Annotated in this window: 14 protein-coding genes; 6 read left to right on the forward strand and 8 right to left on the reverse strand. The window is 74.2% G+C overall.

Translation table 11 applies throughout. From position 1 onward, the window contains the following. Positions 1-80: 80 nt before the first annotated feature. Positions 81-941 (reverse strand): ABC transporter ATP-binding protein, encoded by an 861-nt coding sequence (locus JOE63_RS13545; RefSeq protein ID WP_087472260.1) that lies wholly within the window; start codon positions 939-941, stop codon positions 81-83. A 150-nt stretch (positions 942-1,091) separates the two neighbouring features. Between JOE63_RS13545 and JOE63_RS13550 the strand changes: the two genes are divergently transcribed. After that, positions 1,092-1,853, forward strand: coding sequence for an alpha/beta fold hydrolase (locus tag JOE63_RS13550; protein WP_307840099.1), 762 nt, complete (start codon positions 1,092-1,094; stop codon positions 1,851-1,853). A gap of 10 nt (positions 1,854-1,863) precedes the next feature. Here JOE63_RS13550 and JOE63_RS13555 read toward each other — a convergent pair whose 3' ends face one another. From JOE63_RS13555 to JOE63_RS13565, 3 genes are all read right to left on the reverse strand, one after another. Continuing rightward, entirely contained in the window at positions 1,864-4,107 is a 2,244-nt protein-coding gene (locus JOE63_RS13555) for a HelD family protein (RefSeq protein ID WP_307840100.1), read from the reverse strand. A 101-nt stretch (positions 4,108-4,208) separates the two neighbouring features. Beyond that, positions 4,209-5,090 carry a TrmH family RNA methyltransferase gene (locus JOE63_RS13560; RefSeq protein WP_204542113.1) on the reverse strand — a complete coding sequence of 294 codons (882 nt, stop codon included), beginning with the start codon at positions 5,088-5,090 and terminating at the stop codon, positions 4,209-4,211. Between the two features lie 34 nt (positions 5,091-5,124). After that, entirely contained in the window at positions 5,125-5,559 is a 435-nt protein-coding gene (locus JOE63_RS13565) for a hypothetical protein (RefSeq protein WP_204542116.1), read from the reverse strand. A 123-nt stretch (positions 5,560-5,682) separates the two neighbouring features. Here JOE63_RS13565 and JOE63_RS13570 point away from each other — a divergent pair, with 123 nt between their 5' ends. Continuing rightward, positions 5,683-5,928, forward strand: a complete 246-nt coding sequence (locus JOE63_RS13570) for a type II toxin-antitoxin system prevent-host-death family antitoxin (RefSeq protein ID WP_204542119.1) — start codon at positions 5,683-5,685, stop codon at positions 5,926-5,928. 70 nt (positions 5,929-5,998) lie between these two features. Continuing rightward, positions 5,999-8,914 (forward strand): cation-translocating P-type ATPase, encoded by a 2,916-nt coding sequence (locus JOE63_RS13575; protein WP_204542122.1) that lies wholly within the window; start codon positions 5,999-6,001, stop codon positions 8,912-8,914. On the opposite strand, the gene JOE63_RS13580 is transcribed toward JOE63_RS13575, so the two are convergent. Further along, positions 8,823-9,986, reverse strand: a complete 1,164-nt coding sequence (locus JOE63_RS13580) for a glycosyltransferase (RefSeq protein ID WP_204542125.1) — start codon at positions 9,984-9,986, stop codon at positions 8,823-8,825. The genes JOE63_RS13575 and JOE63_RS13580 overlap by 92 nt on opposite strands. Continuing rightward, on the reverse strand, positions 9,986-11,059 hold the full coding sequence (locus JOE63_RS13585) for a phosphodiester glycosidase family protein (protein ID WP_204542128.1): 1,074 nt from the start codon (positions 11,057-11,059) through the stop codon (positions 9,986-9,988). Before JOE63_RS13585 ends, JOE63_RS13580 begins: the two co-directional genes overlap by 1 nt. A gap of 152 nt (positions 11,060-11,211) precedes the next feature. Here JOE63_RS13585 and JOE63_RS13590 point away from each other — a divergent pair, with 152 nt between their 5' ends. The 3 genes from JOE63_RS13590 to JOE63_RS13600 all read left to right on the forward strand — a co-directional run bounded on the left by JOE63_RS13590 (position 11,212) and on the right by JOE63_RS13600 (position 13,900). Further along, positions 11,212-12,978, forward strand: a complete 1,767-nt coding sequence (locus tag JOE63_RS13590) for an FAD-dependent oxidoreductase (protein ID WP_204542130.1) — start codon at positions 11,212-11,214, stop codon at positions 12,976-12,978. Further along, positions 12,975-13,334: a rhodanese-like domain-containing protein gene (locus tag JOE63_RS13595; RefSeq protein WP_204542132.1), complete on the forward strand. Its 360-nt coding sequence runs from the start codon at positions 12,975-12,977 to the stop codon at positions 13,332-13,334. The genes JOE63_RS13590 and JOE63_RS13595 overlap by 4 nt, the downstream gene beginning before the upstream one ends. Before the next feature lie 293 nt (positions 13,335-13,627). After that, positions 13,628-13,900 carry a metal-sensitive transcriptional regulator gene (locus tag JOE63_RS13600; RefSeq protein WP_087472270.1) on the forward strand — a complete coding sequence of 91 codons (273 nt, stop codon included), beginning with the start codon at positions 13,628-13,630 and terminating at the stop codon, positions 13,898-13,900. A gap of 96 nt (positions 13,901-13,996) precedes the next feature. Here JOE63_RS13600 and JOE63_RS13605 read toward each other — a convergent pair whose 3' ends face one another. Together JOE63_RS13605 and JOE63_RS13610 are read right to left on the reverse strand one after the other, a co-directional pair. Then, on the reverse strand, positions 13,997-16,108 hold the full coding sequence (locus tag JOE63_RS13605; protein WP_204542134.1) for an ABC transporter ATP-binding protein: 2,112 nt from the start codon (positions 16,106-16,108) through the stop codon (positions 13,997-13,999). After that, positions 16,105-17,838, reverse strand: a complete 1,734-nt coding sequence (locus tag JOE63_RS13610) for an ABC transporter ATP-binding protein (RefSeq protein ID WP_204542136.1) — start codon at positions 17,836-17,838, stop codon at positions 16,105-16,107. The genes JOE63_RS13605 and JOE63_RS13610 overlap by 4 nt, the downstream gene beginning before the upstream one ends. Positions 17,839-17,944 lie beyond the last annotated feature (106 nt).

The following is a 17,944-nucleotide window of genomic DNA, read 5'->3' on the forward strand; positions in this document are numbered from 1 at the left end:
GGGCCGGTGGGCCGCGCGTCGGGGCCGGGCGGTGGGTCGGTGCGGGTACGTCGTGGGGTGGTACGTCGGGTGGTACGGGGTCAGACGAGGACGGCCGCGTCGAGCCGGGCGGCGTGCCGCCCGAGCGGCTCGCAGCACGTGCGCCCCGTGAGGGGGTGCGTGTAGACGTCGACGTGGATGCCGTAGACCTCGGTGAGCAGCTCGGACGTCAGGACCTCGTCGGCGGGACCGGTGGCGCGCACGACGCCCGAGTGGAGCAGGACGACGCGGTCGGCGACGGCGGCCGCCTGGTTGAGGTCGTGCAGCACGACGCCGACGGCCACGCCGTGCTCCGTCGCGAGGTCGCGCACCAGGTCCAGCAGCTCGACCTGGTAGCGCAGGTCGAGGTACGTCGTCGGCTCGTCGAGCAGGAGCACCTGCGTGTCCTGCGCGAGGCACGTCGCGAGCCACACGCGCTGCAGCTCGCCGCCGGAGAGCTCGTCGACGCCGCGGTCGGCCATGGTCGTGATGCCCGTGACGTCCATGGCGTGCGCGATCGCGCGCGGGCCGTCGGGGTCGTTGGAGCGGAACCGGCCACGGTAGGGGTGTCGCCCGTACGCGACGACGTCGCGCACGCTCACGCCCGACGGCGTGGGCCGGCTCTGCGACAGGAGCGTCACCCGGCGGGCGAAGTCCTTGGGGTGCAGCGCGAGCGCGTCGGGCGCGTCGTCGAGCGCGACGGTCCCGGCGTCGGGACGGTGCAGGCGCGCGAGCGAGCGCAGGAGCGTCGACTTGCCCGAGCCGTTGGGCCCGATCAGGGCCGTGACGGCTCCCGGCGCGAGCTCGAGCGCGGCGCCGTGGACGACGGTGCGCGCGTCGTACGACAGCCGCAGGTCGTGCCCGGCGAGCGCCGGGGCGCCGGGCGCTCCGGCCGGGCCCGGGTCAACTGAGGTTCCACTCACATAGGTGAGGCTAATCTATGTCGCCGTGTCCGAACCAGCCCCTCGCCACCATGTGACCGGGCTCACCAGCGACCTCCGACCGTGCCTCGGGACCGGCCGGGACCGGCGGGCGCCCTCGCGCGGCCCCGCCCGGCGGGCCATGCTGGGGCGGTGACCGAGCCCCCCGGTCGGGCCCCGCGCCCGGGCGCCCGCCCCGCGCCGCGGACGAGCGCCGCCGCGAGCCCGCGGACCGGGCTGCGCCTGCGCGAACGGGCGGTGGACTACGCGTACGTGGCCGGACGCCAGGTCGCCGCCGCGCTGCACCCCCGGCGGCCCGTCCCGACGGGTACGGGCGGACGCGGGACGGTCGTCCTCCTGCCCGGGGTGCTCGAGACGTGGCACCTGCTCGCGCCCGTCGCCGAGGCTCTCGCCGCGGCGGGCCACCGCGTCCGCGCCGTGCCCGGCCTCGGGCACAACCGGCGCCCGTTCACCGAGGGCTCCGAGCTCGTGGCGCACCTCCTGGAGGAGGAGGACCTGCACGACGTCGTGCTCGTGGCCCACAGCAAGGGCGGCCTCGTGGGCAAGCGCGTCATGCTGTCGGCCGGAGGCCCGCGCGTCGCCGGCATGGTCGCGGTCGCGACGCCGTTCAACGGGTCGAGCTACGCGCGCTACGTCGTGGGCCGCACGCTCCGTGCGTTCTCGCCCCGGGACGCGGCGCTGCTCGCGCTCGCCGCGGAGCGCGGCGTGGACGCCCGGATCACCGCCGTCTACCCGCGCTTCGACCCGCACATCCCGGAGACCGGGCGGCTCGAGGGCGGGCGGAACGTCGAGCTGCCGCTCGCGGGGCACTTCCTCCCGCTCGGGGACCCGGCGCTCGTCGAGGTCGTGGTGCGGGAGGTCGACCGGCTCGCCCGGTCGACCTCCCGTGAGTGAGCGGGCGCGGTCAGCCGGTGCCGGACGGCGCGCCCACGGTGACGCGCGCGAGCTCCTGCGTGCACCGGGTCATGGCGACGTACAGCCCGTTCCAGCCGCGCGGCTCCGCGGCGATGCCGTCCGGGTCGACGACGACCACCGCGTCCCACTCGAGCCCCTTCGCCTCCGACGTGCTGAGCACGGGGACGCCGTCGGCGGCGGCGCCCAGGTACGCGAGCCGGTCGCGCGGGGCCACGACCCCGACGGAACCGCCGTCGTACCGCTCCACGAGGCGAGCGACCTCCGCGGCGACCGTCGCGCCCAGGCTCGCGCCCGAAGCATCGGCGGGGACGGCGACGTCGCGCGGCGCGACCCCCGCGTCGCGCACCGCGCGGGGCGGCGCGTTGCGGCTGCCCGCCGCGCGCAGCACGGGCCCGACGAGCTCCATGACCTCGCGCGGCGTGCGGTAGCAGATCGTCAGGTCCGCGCGGTGCCAGCGCTCCCCGAAGACCGGGCCGACGACGTCCGCCCAGTCCGTGTGACGGTGCGGCGCCTCCGTCTGGTCGACGTCCCCGACGGCGGTCACCGACCGGGTCGGGCAGCGGCGCAGCACCATGTGCCACTGCATGGGCGAGAGCTCCTGCGCCTCGTCGACCACGACGTGCCCGTAGACCCAGTCGCGGCGGGTCGCGGCCCGCTGCGCGAGGAACTCGCCCTGCTCGCCCGGGGCGTCGGGGGTGCCCAGCGCGTCGGCGAGCGCGTCGAGGAGCGGGACGTCGCTCGGCGCGAGCGTCGCCGGCTCGCCCGTCACCCGGCGGACCTCCGCGGGCGCGAGCTCGGGCGCGTGGCGGGCGAGGAGCGCGCCGTCGCCCAGGAGGTCCGCGAGCGCCGTGCGGGCGTCGACGACGGGCCACCACGCGTCGAGGACCGCCGTGAACCCGCCGTCGCGCGCGAGCTCGCCGCGCAGCCGGTCGAGGTCGTCGTCCGTGAGCTCGCCGTCGACGTCGCCGCCGTGCGCGCCGGTGGTCGGGGCTCGGTCGTCGCGCGCGGCGAGCCCGGCGTCGAGCTTCCCGAGCACGTCCTCGAACCCCTCCTCGACGCGTTCGAGCAGCTCCGCGTGCCGCGCCGCGGCCTCGTCGACGAGCGCGTCGAGCACGAGGTCCACGGCTCGACGACGCGCCGCGAGCACGCTGCGCCCGCCCGCCCGCGCGGCGCGCAGGACCTGCCCCACGCGGGCCGCGTCGAGCGTCAGCGGCTCGCCGTCGAGGCGCACCGTCAGCGCCCGCGCGTCCGGGAGGAGAGCGTCGGCGTACCGGGCGACGACGTCCTGCCACAGCGCACGCCCCTTGATCTCGGCCACGTCCCGCGACTCGTCGCGCTCCGGCACGACGCCAGGCACGAGGGTGTCGCACGTGGCCGAGACGACGGCCGTCTCCCCGAGCGCGGGCAGCACCTGAGCGACGTACTCGAGGAACCGCGACGACGGGCCGAGCAGGAGCACGCCGCGCTCCGCGAGGTGCGGGTGCGTGAACAGCAGGTACGCGACGCGGTGCAGCGCGACGACCGTCTTGCCCGTGCCCGGGCCGCCCTGCACGACGAGCGTCTGCTCGGCCGGGGCGCGCACGATCGCGTCCTGCTCGACCTGGAGGGTCGCGACCGCGGTGCCCATGCGGCCGGTCCGGCGCTCGGACAGCGCGGCGAGCAGGGCGCCCTCGCCGACGAGGCCGTCCTCCTCGTCCGCCCCGGCCGCCGACCCGTCGAGCGGCTCGTCGTCCACGCCGGTGACCCGCTCCCCCGCGGTCCGCACGTGCCGGCGCCGCGCGAGGCCCTGCGGCTCGCGCGCGGTCGCGGTGTAGAAGGCGCGGGCGCCCGGGGCACGCCAGTCGAGCACGAGCGGGTCGGCGTCGGCGTCGGGCGCGGCGATCCCGACGCGCCCGACGTGGCGCGTCACCCCGTCGACGGTGTCGACGCGACCGAAGACGAGCCCGCTCTCCGCGCGCTCGAGCTCCGTACGCCGACGGCGCAGCCCGGCCCGCCGGGAGCGCTCGACGACGTCCTCGGACCCGGACCGGTCGGTGCCGGCTTCGGCAGGCGCCGAGAGCTGCGCGTCCAGCTCGTCGAGGAGCTGGATCCTGCGCGCGAGCGCGACGTCGAGGTGCCGCTGCTCCTCGACGACGGCCTGTGCCGCGGCGTCGTGCGGCGTGGCGCGTGGCATGGGTGACTGCGGGGCGGTGAGCACGACGGCGGGCAGGGACGGGGAGGGCTGGACCGGCACGGGACCTCTTCTCGTACGACGTACGGACACGAGCCCAACGCGCCCGCGCGCACAGTTGTTCCCGGCGGCCAGGAAGTCCTGCCGTGTGCGTCGACCAGGAGTCAGGGAACCCGCGTCGCCCAGAACGCGACAGCCGAGGCGGCGGCGACGTTGAGCGAGTCCACTCCCCCGGCCATGGGGATCGTCACGACCCGGTCGGCCGCCTCGATCGCGCCGCGCGAGAGCCCGTCGCCCTCGGTGCCGAGCACGAGCGCGAGCCGCTCGGGCGGGTCGGCGACGACGTCGTCGAGGCTGGTCGCGTCGTCCGCCAGCGCGAGCGCCGCGACGTCGAAGCCTTCCGCGCGCAGCACGTCGAGCCCACCCGGCCAGGTCTCGAACCGCGTCCACGGGACCTGGAACACCGTGCCCATGCTCACGCGCACCGAGCGCCGGTACAGCGGGTCGGAGCAACGCGGCGAGACGAGCACGGCGTCCACGCCGAGCGCGGCCGCCGACCGGAAGATCGCGCCGACGTTCGTGTGGTCCACGATGTCCTCGAGCACGGCGACGCGCCGCGCCCCGGTGCCGCCGCGAGCGGTGGAGAGCAGGTCGTGCACGGTCGGGAGCGGCGGGCGGTGCATCGCCGCGAGCGCACCGCGGTGCAGGTGGAACCCGGTGATCGCCTCCAGCACGTCGGGCGCGCCGACGTAGACCGGGACCGGCTCGCCCGTGCCGCCCGGGGCGTCGTCGACGGGCAGTGCCGCGATGTCGTCGGCCAGGTCGTCGAGCCAGCGCTCGGCCATGAGGAAGGACCGCGGCCGGTGCCCCGCCGCGAGCGCTCGCCGGATGACGGTCGAGCTCTCCGCGATGTACAGCCCCTTCTCCGGCTCGTGCTTGGACCGCAGCGCGACGTCGGTCAGGCGGTTGTAGTCCGCGAGGCGGTCGTCGGCGGGGTCGGTGACGTGCACGACCCGCAGGTCGGCCCGGGTGCTGGTGTCGCTCACGCGTCGATTCTCCCAGCACCGCCGCGCGTCTCCGTCAGGTGCGCACCCGGTCGGAGAAGGGAACGAGAGGCGAGCCCTCGGCCCCGGGCACCACGATCTGCAGGAGCAGCGCCAGCACGAGCAGGGCAACGGGGATCCCGACGGCGAGCAGCGCCCGCCCCGCCGCCTGGCGGTGGGTCAGCCTGCCCGCAGACAGGGAGTGCATCACGAGATGGGCGGCCACCGTGAGACCGACGAGCAGGCCGATCCCTACGGCGGCGCTTACGACCACGGCGCGGTCCGGTCGCCCGTCGAGCAGCCCGCTGTCCGCCCCGGCTTCCAACCACCACAGCTCCCAGAGATGCTCGTTGACGGCCCATCCAAGGATCAGGGTCGGTGCCGCGCCGGCGAGCGCCGTGGCCGCGACCACGAGCACCTCGATCCTGCGACCCGACGATGCTCGCGGCGCCATGTCGGCGGAACCACTCATGGGGCATACGGTATCAACGGAGCGAACGACGCATTTGCAGCATCGATGCCGCCTCGTGCACGGCACCCGGGCCTTGCATCGCGGGGCCCTTACCCTGGTTTCTGGGACGACGGGAGGTGGCAGATGGACTGGACCATCGGCGAGGCCGAGCGGGGCCTGGACGCTCTGCTCCGCGCGGCAGAGGACGAGCCGCAGGTCGTGACGAAGGACGGGACGGCAGTCGCCGCGATCATCGGGATCGACCTGTACCGCGAGATGGTCGGCGCCAGCACCGGGCTCGCGGAGCACCTTCTCGCCGCGCCCGTCGGCGACGATCTGGAGATCGTCCGGGACACGAGCCCGCTTCGGGAGGTCGTGCTCGACGCGTGAGCCCGGCCGTGGCGGGGCTCACGGTCTTTCGTCTCTCGCGCTATCCGGGCATCGGGGGTCGAATAGGCACATGGGATCCGCGCCGGACGCTGCACCGACCCCCGCCACGACGGACTCGTCGACCTCCGCAGGCACGGCCGAGCGGCCGCTCGACGTGCCGTGGTCGCGCCCGCCCGACGAGGTCCTGGCCGAGCTGGGCACGGACGCGGGCGGTCTCTCGAACGCCGACGCCGCGACGCGGCTCGCGGAGGTGGGGCCCAACCGGCTGCCCCCGCCGCAGCGCGACCCGCTGTGGAAGCGGGTCCTCGTCCACTTCGACGACGTCCTCATCTACATCCTGCTCGTCTCGGCGGTGCTCAAGGCGATCCTCGGTGACTGGGTCGACTTCACGGTCATCCTCGCGGTCGCGGTCATCAACGCGGCGATCGGGTTCATCCAGGAGGGTCGCGCGGAGAGCGCGCTGGAGGGCATCCGCAACATGCTGTCGGTCCACGCGGAGGTGCGGCGCGACGGCGCGTGGGCGCGCGTGGACGCCGACGACGTCGTGCCGGGCGACGTCGTGCGCGTGCGCTCGGGCGACCGCGTGCCCGCGGACGTGCGGCTGATCCAAGCGACGAACCTCCGGGTCGAGGAGTCGGCGCTCACGGGCGAGTCCGTCGCGGCGGCCAAGAAGGTCGACGCGGTCGGCGCCGACGCGGGCGTGGGCGACCGGTCGAGCATGCTCTTCTCGAGCACGCTCGTGGCCGCGGGCCAGGGGGTCGGGGTCGTCACCGCGACGGGCACGGCGACGGAGATCGGCCGCATCCAGACGATGATCTCCGAGGTCCGCAGCCTCGCGACGCCGCTGACGCGCCAGCTCGACCGGTTCGGCAAGCTGCTCGCGGTGCTCATCCTCGCGATGGCCGTCGTCATGGTCATCATCGGCCGGGTCTTCCACGACTTCACCGTCCCGGAGCTCATCTCGGCGTCGATCGGCTTCGCGGTCGCCGCGGTGCCCGAAGGCCTGCCCGCGCTCGTGACGATCACGCTCGCGCTGGGCGTGCAGCAGATGGCCCGCCGCCGGGCGATCACGCGCAAGCTGCCCGCGGTCGAGACGCTCGGGTCCGTGACCACGATCTGCTCCGACAAGACGGGCACGCTCACGAAGAACGAGATGACGGCGCGCACGGTCCGCACGAGCGGGCGCACCTTCGCGGTGGCGGGTGCGGGGTACGCGCCCGTGGGGGACGTGACGGTGCCCGACGACGCGTCAAACCCCGGGCCGGCCGACGCCCCCGGCGCCGCGGGAGACCCGGGCGACGGACCGGCGTCGGGCACGCGGCACGCGGACCTCGCCGACGACCGGGACCTCGCGGCCCTGGCGACCGTCATGATGCTCTGCAACGACGCGCGGATCGTCCCCGACGAGTCCGACGCCGACGGCTGGCGGCTCGTGGGCGAGCCGACCGAGGGCGCGCTGCGCACGCTCGGCATGAAGGCGGGCGTCGACCCCACGGGGTGGCGGCGCGTCGCCGTCGTGCCGTTCGAGTCCGAGAACAAGTTCATGGCGACGCTCGACGCCGACCCCGACGGCGCCCTGCACGTGCACGTCAAGGGCGCGCCGGACCGCGTGCTCGACCGCTGCGCGACCCAGGTGGCTGAGGACGGCGGAACCGAGCCGCTCGACCGCGCGTTCTGGGACGCGCAGATCGACGCGCTCGGCGGGCGCGGGCTGCGCGTGCTCGCCGCCGCCCGGCGGACCGCCGCGGACGGCACGGCCGACCTGGACGTCGACGACGTCGCGGACGGGCTCGAGCTGTGCGGGCTCGTCGGCATCGTCGACCCGCCGCGGCCCGAGGCGATCGAGGCGATCGCCGAGTGCCGCGACGCGGGCATCCGCGTGAAGATGATCACGGGCGACCACGCGGGCACGGCCCTCGCGATCGGTCGGGAGATGGGCATCGTGGACCCCCACGACGAGACCGGCGCCACCGCTGCGCCGGACGTGCTCACCGGCCCCGAGCTCGAGGAGATGAGCACGGAGAGGCTGCGCCAGGTGGTGCGCGACGTCGACGTGTACGCGCGCACGAGCCCCGAGCACAAGATCCGGATCGTCTCGGCGCTGCAGTCGCACGGCGAGGTCGTCGCCATGACGGGTGACGGCGTGAACGACGCCCCGGCGCTCACCCAGGCGGACGTCGGTGTCGCGATGGGCATCAAGGGCACGGAGGCGACCAAGGAGGCCGCGGAGGTCGTGCTCGCGGACGACAACTTCGCGACCATCGAGCGCGCCGTGAAGGAGGGGCGGCGGATCTACGACAACATCCGCAAGTCCGTGCTCTTCCTCCTGCCGACCAACGGCGCGCAGTCGCTCGTCATCCTCGTCGCGGTGCTCTTCGGCCTCACGCTGCCGCTCCAGCCCGTCCAGGTGCTGTGGATCAACATGATCACCGCCGTCACGCTGTCGCTCGCGCTCGCGTACGAGAAGGCGGAGCCCGACGTCATGCGCCGCGCGCCGCGCGACCCCAAGGCGTCGATCCTCGACGGCGCCTACGTGCGGCGCATCCTCCTCGTCTCCCTCCTCATCGGCGGCGCGACGATCCTGCTGTTCTACGTCGAGCGGGCTCAGGGCGTCCCGATCGCCGAGGCCCAGACGACCGCCGTGACGATGCTCGCGCTCGGCCAGCTCGCGTACCTGTTCAACTGCCGGTTCCTCGACCGGTCGAGCCTCACGCTCGACGTGCTCCGCGGCAACCGGGTGATCTGGATCTCGGCCGCGACGCTCCTCGCCCTCCAGGCCGTGTTCGTCTACGCGCCGTTCATGCACTCCTGGTTCGACTCGGCACCCATCGACCTCGCGGAGTGGGGCAAGACGCTCGGGCTCGCGCTCGTCGTGTTCCTGCTCGTCGAGGCGATCAAGTGGGTCGGCCGGCGCTGGACCGCGCGCGACCACGTGCCCGCGCTCGTCGAGCGCCACGACGCCGGTCAGCGCGCCGTCCAGGGCTGAGGCGAGCGAACACCACCCGCCGCTGCACCTCGTAGCTCGTCGCGAAGAGCGCGGCGTCGGTGCCGACCTTCGCCGCGAGCAGCGGGACGCCGAGACCAGTCAGCAGCGCGAGCAGCCCGTAGCTCGCCGGGAGCAGCACGACCGCGAGCGCCGCGTACCGCACGACGGCGGCGCGCAGCGGGACGTCGCGCCCGCCGCCGAAGACGAGGCGACGGTTCACGGCGAAGTTCACGCCCGCGCTGAGCAGGCGCGCACCCACCACGGCCGCGAGGAGCGACCCGGTGAGCGCGTGCAGCACGAGCAGCCCGACGACGTCGACCGCGGCCGACCCCAGCGACGACGCGGCGAACCGCAGCAGCGGTGCCCACACGCGCAGCGAGTCGGCGACGGGCCGGAAGTGCGAGGACGCGTTGTCGTCGAGGTAGACCGTCGCGACGTCCACCTCGACGATCCGGCAGCCCGCGCGGGTCGCGTCGAGGAGCGTGCGCAGCTCGTACTCGTACCGGTCGCCGCGCACGGCGAGCAGGGCGTCGAGCAGTCCCGGCCCGTAGGCGCGCAGCCCGGTCTGGGTGTCGCGCACGCGCGTCCCCGTCGCGGCCGTGAACGCCCAGCGTGTCGCGGCGTTGCCCACCCGGCTGCGCAGCGGGACGACACCGGCGAAGCGGCGCGCGCCGAGCACGACCGCGTCGGGTTCGGCCTGCGACCGCGCCGCCACGCGCAGCACGTCGAGGACCGTGTGCTGCCCGTCCGCGTCGGCGCACACGACGCCGTGGCCGGGCAGGCGGTCGCGCACCCACCGGATCCCCGTGCGCAGCGCGTGGCCCTTCCCGCGGTTGACCGGCACCGCGAGCACGACAGCGCCCAGCGCGCGCACCGCGCGGAACACTCCCCCGCACCGCCGGTCGCTCCCGTCGTCGACCACCACGACCGGCAGCCCGGGGACCGCGACGCGCAGCGCGTCCACGAGGGCGACGAGGCGCGCGTCCGGCTGGTACGCGGGGACGACGACGGCGGTCCGGGCGGCGCCCGCGCCGGGCAGCGCTGCGGGGGCGTGCGTGGTCGCGGCGGCCATCACGCACCGTCCGCGACGTAGAGGACGTCGGACGTGCCGCGCTCGCGTCCCTGCGACGGGCTGTTGACGACCTCGCCGTCGAAGTACAGCGTCGAGGATCCGCCGCCGTCGAGGTTGTACGCGGTCGTCGCGCCGAGGCCCTGCAGGATCTCCGCGAGCCCGGTCATGGTCACGCCCCGCGAGTAGCCCTCCTGACGGCCGTCCACGACGACGAGGACGAGGTGGTTCTCGTCGATCACGCCGATCGCGGTGCGCGGCTGCTCCCCCTGGATCGAGTGGTTCCCGACGTTCGTGTCGACCTCGACGTCCTCGATCCCGGCCACGACCTCGCCGTCCTCGACGAGCGCGGGCCCGAACGACAGCGTGTTCCACACGCCGGCGTCGACGAGGCTCTGCGCGTCGGTCGTCGACTCGTCGTAGACCTCGACGTGGCCGTCGCGGTAGAGCGCCAGGCCCTCGCGCGCGCCCTCGTCCCGGTACACGACGCCGTTGCGGATGACGATGCCCGTGTCGCGGAACCCGTAGTAGTCGCCGTTGATCGCGAGGACCGCGTCGTTGTCGGCGGCGATGTCGGACGTCGTCTCCGTGATGTTCGTGCCGAACGCGTCCTGCGCGAACGCGGAGCGCAGGTCCGTCATGTCGGAGAGCGCGACGTCGGCCACGTAGTACGTCACGGTGTCGTCGCCCGAGCCGGTGGTCACCCGGGAGACCGTGATGCTCGTGCCGTCGGACCTGTATGTGTCGCCGTCGATGCTCGCGCCGCCGTCCGAGGTGCCGGTCGAGCCGCCGTCCGGTGCGCCCGCGCTGCCGTCCGCCGTCGTGCCCTGCTCCGACGCCCCGTCCGCGTCGGCACCTTGCGACGCCTCGTACGCCGACACGTCGGCGATCTCGACGTGCTCGACGACGAACCGGTCCAGCGCCCACGCCGTCGCGCCTCCCAGCGGGAGCAGCACGGCGAGGGCTCCGACGAGCGCGACGCGCCATCGTCGTCGGCGCCGGGCGGCGGGCGGGTCGTGCGGGGTCGGGTCCTGCGGGGTCGGGGCCGGGGTGCTCGTCGAGGTCGGGGTGCTCATGGTCCGTGTCTACGGAGCGGGTGTGTGCCACGCGGATGGCGTGGCTGTTCGTCGGCTGTGAGCGGCCGCAACCGCCGCCCCGGACGTCCCGTGACGGACCTCTCAGCCCGACGGCTTGCTTCGAGGGATACCCCCAGGGGTATCGTGGAGCCATGATCACCTCGACTCCTGCTTCGACGACCCGTCCGTCGGACACCCACGGCGCACGCCGCGTCGTGATCGTCGGGGGCGTCGCGGGAGGCATGAGCGCCGCAGCGCGCGCCCGCCGCCTCGACGAGCACGCGTCGATCGTCGTGCTCGAGCAGTCCGACCACGTATCGTTCGCGGGCTGCGGCCTGCCGTACCAGGTGTCCGGCGAGATCGCGGACCGCGACGCCCTCCTCCTGCACTCCCCCGCGTCGCTGCGCGCGAGCCTCGACCTCGACGTGCGCACCCGGCACCGCGTCACCGCGATCGACCGCGCCGCGCGCACGGTCACCGTCGCCGCCGCGGACGGGACGTACGAGCTCGGCTACGACGCGCTCCTCCTGGCGCCGGGCGCGACCACCGTGCTCCCGCCGGTCGAGGGGATCGACCACCCGGCCGTGCACACGCTGCGGACGATCACGGACCTCGACGCGCTCGCCGGGCGGCTCGCGGACCTCGAGGCCGACGTCGCCTCCGGGCGCACCGCACCGGTGCGGGCCGTCGTCGTGGGCGCGGGGTTCATCGGCCTGGAGGCGGTGGAGGCGCTCGTCGCGCGCGGGCTCGTGGTCGACGTCGTCGAGCGCGCCGAGCAGGTCCTCCCGCCGCTCGAGCCCGACCTCGCGCCGCTGCTCGCGGACGAGCTGCGCGACCACGGGGTCGGGCTGCACCTCGGGACGTCCGCGACCGCCGTCGTGCCGCGGCCGACCGGCGCCCCCCACGCCGTCACGCTCGAGCTCGAGGACGGCACCGCGCTCGACGCGGACGTCGTGCTCGTGAGCGTGGGCGTCCGGCCCGCGAGCGACCTCGCCGCGGCCGCCGGGCTCGCCCTCGGGGAGCGGGGCGCGATCCGCGTCGACGCCGACCAGCGCACGTCCGACCCGCACGTGTGGGCGGTGGGCGACGCGGTCGAGGTCGTGCACGCCGTGACGGGAGCGACCGGCCCGGTCCCGCTCGCCGGACCGGCCAACCGCCAGGGACGACGTGCCGCCGACTCGATGCTCGGCCGCCGCACCACGCCGCAGGCGCCCGTGCTCGGCACCGCGATCGTGCGCGTGTTCGGCCTCACCGCCGCGGTCACCGGGCCGAGCCACGCGACCCTGACGTCCGCCGGCGTCGCGCACGAGCAGGTGCGCGTCCACGCGGCCCACCACGCGGGCTGGTTCCCCGGGGCGGAGCCCGTGCACGTGACGGCGAGCTTCGCGCCCGACGGTCGCCTGCTCGGCGCCCAGGCCGTGGGCCGCGCCGGGGTCGACAAGCGCATCGACGTGCTCGCGACGGCGCTGCGCGCCGGGTTCACCGCGGACGACCTCGCCGAGCTCGAGCTCGCGTACGCGCCGCCCTACGGCGCCGCCAAGGACGTCGTGAACATGCTCGGGTTCGTCGCGCAGAACGTGCTCGACGGCACCATGCCGCAGTGGCACGCGGCCGAGCTCGACGCGGTCGTCGCGTCCTCGCTCGTGCTCGACGTCCGGTCGCGCGCCGAGCACGCCGGCGGCCACCTGGACGGTGCACTGAACGTCCCGCACACCGAGCTGCGCGAGCGGCTCGACGAGGTGCGCGCCGCAGCGGCCGGTCGACCCGTCGCCGTGCACTGCGCGAGCGGCGTGCGCTCCTACCTCGCCACGCGTGTCCTGCTCGCCGCCGGGCTCGACGCGCGCAACCTCTCCGGCGGCTGGCTCACCCTCACCACCACGCCGCGCGCCGCGCGCGACCTCGAAGGAGTCCCCGCATGATCGACCGCCTCCGCCGCCTCTTCTCCCGCCCCACCGACGACGGCGGCGTCCGCCCGACGGTCGACGCGCCCACCGCGCTGCAGCTCGTCCGCGACGGGGCGACGCTCCTCGACGTGCGCGAGCGCGACGAGTGGCGGTCCGGGCACGCGCCTCAGGCCGTGCACGTCCCGCTCGCCGACGTCTCGACCGCCGGGCCGCGTCGCCTGCAGGACGGCGCGACCGTCGTCGTCATGTGCGCGTCCGGGATGCGCTCGCGCACCGCGGCCCGCCAGCTCCGCTCGCTCGGGTACGCCGCGACGAGCCTGTCCGGCGGGATCGGCGCGTGGCAGGCCGCGGGCGGAGCCGTGCGACGCTGATCCTGCACCACCCGGCCGAGCGCCGACCCCCGCACCCGAACCGCTGAAACCCCCGAACCCCCGAACCGCCGAACCGAGGAGACACACCGTGTGCAGTCCCGCCCTGTGCCGCACGTGCGGCAAGACCACCTGGACCGGCTGCGGCATGCACGCCGACGAGGTCATGGCCGAGGTACCGCCCGAGCAGCGCTGCACCTGCGCCTGACGCCGACCCCGCCGACCCCGGCCCGCACGCGGGCCCCTCGGCAGCACGCTCGCTGCCACCCTTCCGAGACGAACGCAGGAGAACACCCGTGGAGCTCGACCGCACCGACATGGACAAGGTCGTCAACCGGCTCAAGCGCGCCCAGGGCCAGCTCGCGGCCGTCGTGCGCATGATCGACGAAGGGCGGGACTGCGAGGACATCGTCACGCAGCTCTCCGCCGTGTCGCGCGCGCTCGACCGCGCGGGCTTCGCGATCATCGCGTCCGGCATGCGCCAGTGCCTCACCGAGCCGGCCGAGGACGGCGAGGACCCCACGCTCGACGTGGCGAAGCTCGAGAAGCTGTTCCTCTCGCTCGCCTGAGCCCGGGCAGGTCGCCGCCCGACCGCGACCCTGGTCGTGCCCGCACACGGCCCGCGGCGGTCCGCCCTCCGGTGGACCGCCGCGGGCCGAGCCGTGTCAGGCGCCGGCCGGCCGCCCCGCGGGGGCCGCGGCGGCGTCCACCGCGTCGTCCTCCGCCTCGGCGCCGACGGGCGCCGCGAACTGGCTCTCGTACAGGCGCGCGTACGCGCCGCCCGCCGCGAGCAGCTCGTCGTGCGAGCCCTGCTCGACGATCGAGCCGTGCTCCATGACGAGGATCGTGTCGGCGTCGCGGATCGTCGACAGACGGTGCGCGATGACGAACGACGTGCGCCCCTCGCGCAGCGCGTTCATCGCCTGCTGCACGAGCACCTCCGTACGCGTGTCGACCGAGCTCGTCGCCTCGTCGAGGACGAGGATCGCCGGGTCGGCGAGGAACGCGCGCGCGATCGTGAGCAGCTGCTTCTCGCCCGCGCTCACGCTCGACCCCTCGTCGTCGATCACCGTCGCGTACCCGTCAGGCAGCGTGCGCACGAACGGGTCGACGTGCGTCGCACGCGTCGCCGCGAGGAACGCCTCGTCGTCGAGCTCCCGGCCGTCCCGCACGCCATAGCGCAGGTTCTCCTCGATCGTGCCCTTGAAGAGCCACGTGTCCTGCAGGACCATGCCGATGTCGGAGCGCAGGTCGTCGCGCGTCATGTCGCGCGTGTCCACGCCGTCGAGCGTGATGCGGCCCGAGTCCACGTCGTAGAACCGCATCAGCAGGTTCACGAGGGTGGTCTTGCCCGCGCCCGTCGGCCCGACGATCGCGATCGTCTGGCCGGGCTCCACCACGAGGTCGAGGTGCTCGATGAGCGGGGTGTCCGGGGTGTAGGAGAACGACACGTCGTCGAACGCGACGCGGCCACGCACCGGATCGACCGTCGCGGCAGGCGACGGGTCCGGCGTCTGCTCCTCGGCGTCGAGCAGGTCGTAGACCCGCTCGGCCGACGCGACGCCCGACTGGAGCAGGTTCATCATCGACGCGATCTGCGTGATGGGCTGCGTGAACTGGCGCGAGTACTGGATGAACGCCTGCACGTCACCGAGCGTCATGGTGCCCGACGCGACACGCAGCCCGCCGACCACCGCGACGATCACGTAGTTGAGGTTCGCGACGAAGCCCATCGCCGGCTGGATGGTGCCGGAGATGAACTGCGCCTTGAAGCTCGCGTCGTACAGGTCACCGTTCTCGCGCTCGAAGTCGTCGATCGCGGCCTGCTGGTGACCGTAGACCTTGACCAGGGTGTGGCCGGTGTACATCTCCTCGATGTGGGCGTTGAGGCGGCCCGTGGCGGCCCACTGCTGGATGAACTGCGGCTGCGAGCGCTTGGCGATCTGGGCCGTGATGATGACGGACAGGGGCACCGTCACGAGCGCGACGACCGCGAGCAGCGGCGAGATCCAGAACATCACGCCGAGCACGCCGAAGACGGTCAGGACCGACGTCACGAGCTGCGACAGCGTCTGCGTGAGGGTCTGGGAGATGTTGTCGATGTCGTTCGTCACGCGCGAGAGGATCTCGCCGCGCTGGTTGCGGTCGAAGTACGACAGCGGGAGCCGACCGAGCTTCGCCTGCACCTCGGCGCGCAGCCGGTAGACGGTGCGCTGCACGACGATCGCCGTGATGCGCCCCTGCAGCCAGCCGAACAGGAACGAGCCGACGTAGACCGCGAGCACCCACGCCAGCACGGTCGCGAGCGCCGTGAAGTCGATGCCCTCGCCGGGGACGAGGCCGGGGACGCCGGAGACGAGGTCCGCGATCTGGTCCTGCCCCTGGGCGCGCAGCGCGTCGACGGCCTGGGCCTGTGTCACGCCCGCGGGGAGCTGAGAGCCGACGACGCCGGCAAAGATGATGTTCGTCGCGTTGCCGAGGAGCTTGGGGCCGGCGACGGCGAGCGCCACCGACACGACGCCGAGGATCACGACGGCGACGATCGGCACGCGCTCGGGCCGCAGCGAGGCCGCGAACCGGCGCAGGGAGCCCTTGAAGTCGAGCGCCTTCTCCCCGGGGACCCCCATGCCGCCTATGGGGCCGGGGCCGCCGCCCCGGGGGCGTCCGGCCATCCGTGTGGACGCGACGTCGCGGCCCTTCGCGGCGGGCGTGTCCGTTCCGGGGGCGTCCGGGCCCGACGGCGCGGGCGTGCGCGAGGCGTCCTGCTCGCCGCTCATGCTGCCTCCTCGATCGAGAGCTGGGAGTAGACGATCTCCTGGTACGTCTCGTTGGACTCGAGGAGCTCGGCGTGCGTGCCGCGGCCGACGATGCGGCCGTGGTCGAGCACGAGGATCTGGTCGGCGCCGCGGATCGTCGCGACGCGCTGCGCGACGACGATCACCGTGGAGTGCCGGGTACGGGGCGCGAGGGCCGCGCGCAGGCGCGCGTCGGTCGCGTAGTCGAGGGCGGAGAACGAGTCGTCGAAGAGGTAGACCGCGGGGTCGCGCACGATCGCGCGGGCGATGGCGAGCCGCTGGCGCTGACCGCCCGAGAAGTTCGTCCCGCCCTGCGCGACGGGCGCGTCGAGCCCGCCGTCCAGCGCCTCGACGAACTCGCGGGCCTGGGCGACGTCGAGCGCCTCCCACATCTGCTCCTCGGTCGCGTCAGGGCGGCCGTACCGGAGGTTGTCCGCGACGGTGCCGGAGAACAGGTACGCCTTCTGCGGCACGAGGCCGAGGAGAGAGCCGAGGTCCGCGCCCGTGAGGTCGCGCACGTCGGTCCCGTCGATGCGCACGGACCCACCCGTGACGTCGAACAGGCGCGGCACGAGGTTGAGCAGCGTCGTCTTGCCGGAGCCCGTCGAGCCGATGATCGCGGTCGTCTGACCGGGCTCGGCCACGAACGAGACGTCGTGCAGCACCGGGTCCTCCGCTCCCGGGTAGCCGAACTCGACGCCGTCGAGCTCGACGCGGCCGGTGCGCGACGTGAGGGCCACGGGGCGCTCCGGCTCGACGACCGTGGCCGTCGTGCGCAGGACGTCCGTGATGCGCTCGGCGGAGACCGCCGCGCGCGGCACCATCATGAACATCATCGTCGACATCATCACGGCCATGAGGATGTACATGAGGTAGGACAGGAACGCGGTGAGCGCACCGACCTCCATGTCGCCGGCGTCGATCTGCCGACCGCCGAACCACAACACCGCGATGCTCGACGCGTTCATGACGAGCATGACGGTCGGGAACATGAGCGCCATGAGCTTGCCCGCCTTGAGCGAGACGTCGAACAGGGCGTCGTTCGCGACGTCGAACCGCTCGGCCTCGCGCCGCTCGCGCACGAACGCGCGGATCACGCGGATGCCCGTGATCTGCTCGCGCAGGACCGCGTTGATGCCGTCGATCTTCTTCTGCATCTGCCGGAAGTACGGGACCATCCGCCAGATGATCAGCCCCACGCTCACGCCGAGCACGGGGACGATGACGAGCAGGAGGGCGGAGAGCTCGACGTTCTCCTGGAGCGCCATCACCACGCCGCCGACCAGCATGATCGGCGCCATGACCATGATGGTCAGGGACAGCAGCACGAGCATCTGCACCTGCTGCACGTCGTTCGTGGTGCGCGTGATGAGGGACGGCGCGCCGAACTGGCCCATCTCCTGGGCGGAGAAGCGCTGCACGGTGGTGAACAGCCCGGCGCGCACGTCGCGGCCGAACGACATCGCGACCCGCGCGCCGAAGTAGACGGCCGCGACCGCGCACACGACCTGGCCCAGGCTCACGAGGAGCATGAGCCCGCCGGTGCGCATGATGTAGGCGGTGTCGCCCTGCGTGACGCCCTGGTCGATGATGTCGGCGTTGAGGCTCGGCAGGTACAGCGACGCGAGCGTCGCCACGAGCTGCAGGCCGAGGAGGATGAGGATCGGTGTCAGGTAGGGACGCAACCGCGTCCGCAAGAGGCTGACGAGCATGGGGTTCCTGTCCGGGTGGGGGCTACGGGGACGGGCGGACGGGCCGCGGGGGCCAGGGGCGCCGCGGGCTCGATCCGCGAACGGGCCGGGCGAGGGCTGTCGCAGA

Origin of the sequence: Cellulosimicrobium cellulans (genome assembly GCF_016907755.1) — a bacterium.
Classification (GTDB): Bacteria; Actinomycetota; Actinomycetes; order Actinomycetales; family Cellulomonadaceae; genus Cellulosimicrobium; species Cellulosimicrobium cellulans_D.

Excerpts from the sequence above, each read along its gene's own strand:
- JOE63_RS13570 (WP_204542119.1), top strand. The coding sequence starts at position 5,683 with ATGGACTGGACCATCGGCGAGGCCGAGCGGGGCCTGGACGCTCTGCTC.
- JOE63_RS13605 (WP_204542134.1), bottom strand. The coding sequence starts at position 16,108 with ATGAGCGGCGAGCAGGACGCCTCGCGCACGCCCGCGCCGTCGGGCCCG.
- JOE63_RS13585 (WP_204542128.1), bottom strand. The coding sequence starts at position 11,059 with ATGAGCACCCCGACCTCGACGAGCACCCCGGCCCCGACCCCGCAGGAC.
- JOE63_RS13590 (WP_204542130.1), top strand. The coding sequence starts at position 11,212 with ATGATCACCTCGACTCCTGCTTCGACGACCCGTCCGTCGGACACCCAC.
- JOE63_RS13575 (WP_204542122.1), top strand. The coding sequence starts at position 5,999 with ATGGGATCCGCGCCGGACGCTGCACCGACCCCCGCCACGACGGACTCG.
- JOE63_RS13595 (WP_204542132.1), top strand. The coding sequence starts at position 12,975 with ATGATCGACCGCCTCCGCCGCCTCTTCTCCCGCCCCACCGACGACGGC.
- JOE63_RS13565 (WP_204542116.1), bottom strand. The coding sequence starts at position 5,559 with ATGAGTGGTTCCGCCGACATGGCGCCGCGAGCATCGTCGGGTCGCAGG.
- JOE63_RS13610 (WP_204542136.1), bottom strand. The coding sequence starts at position 17,838 with ATGCTCGTCAGCCTCTTGCGGACGCGGTTGCGTCCCTACCTGACACCG.
- JOE63_RS13580 (WP_204542125.1), bottom strand. The coding sequence starts at position 9,986 with ATGGCCGCCGCGACCACGCACGCCCCCGCAGCGCTGCCCGGCGCGGGC.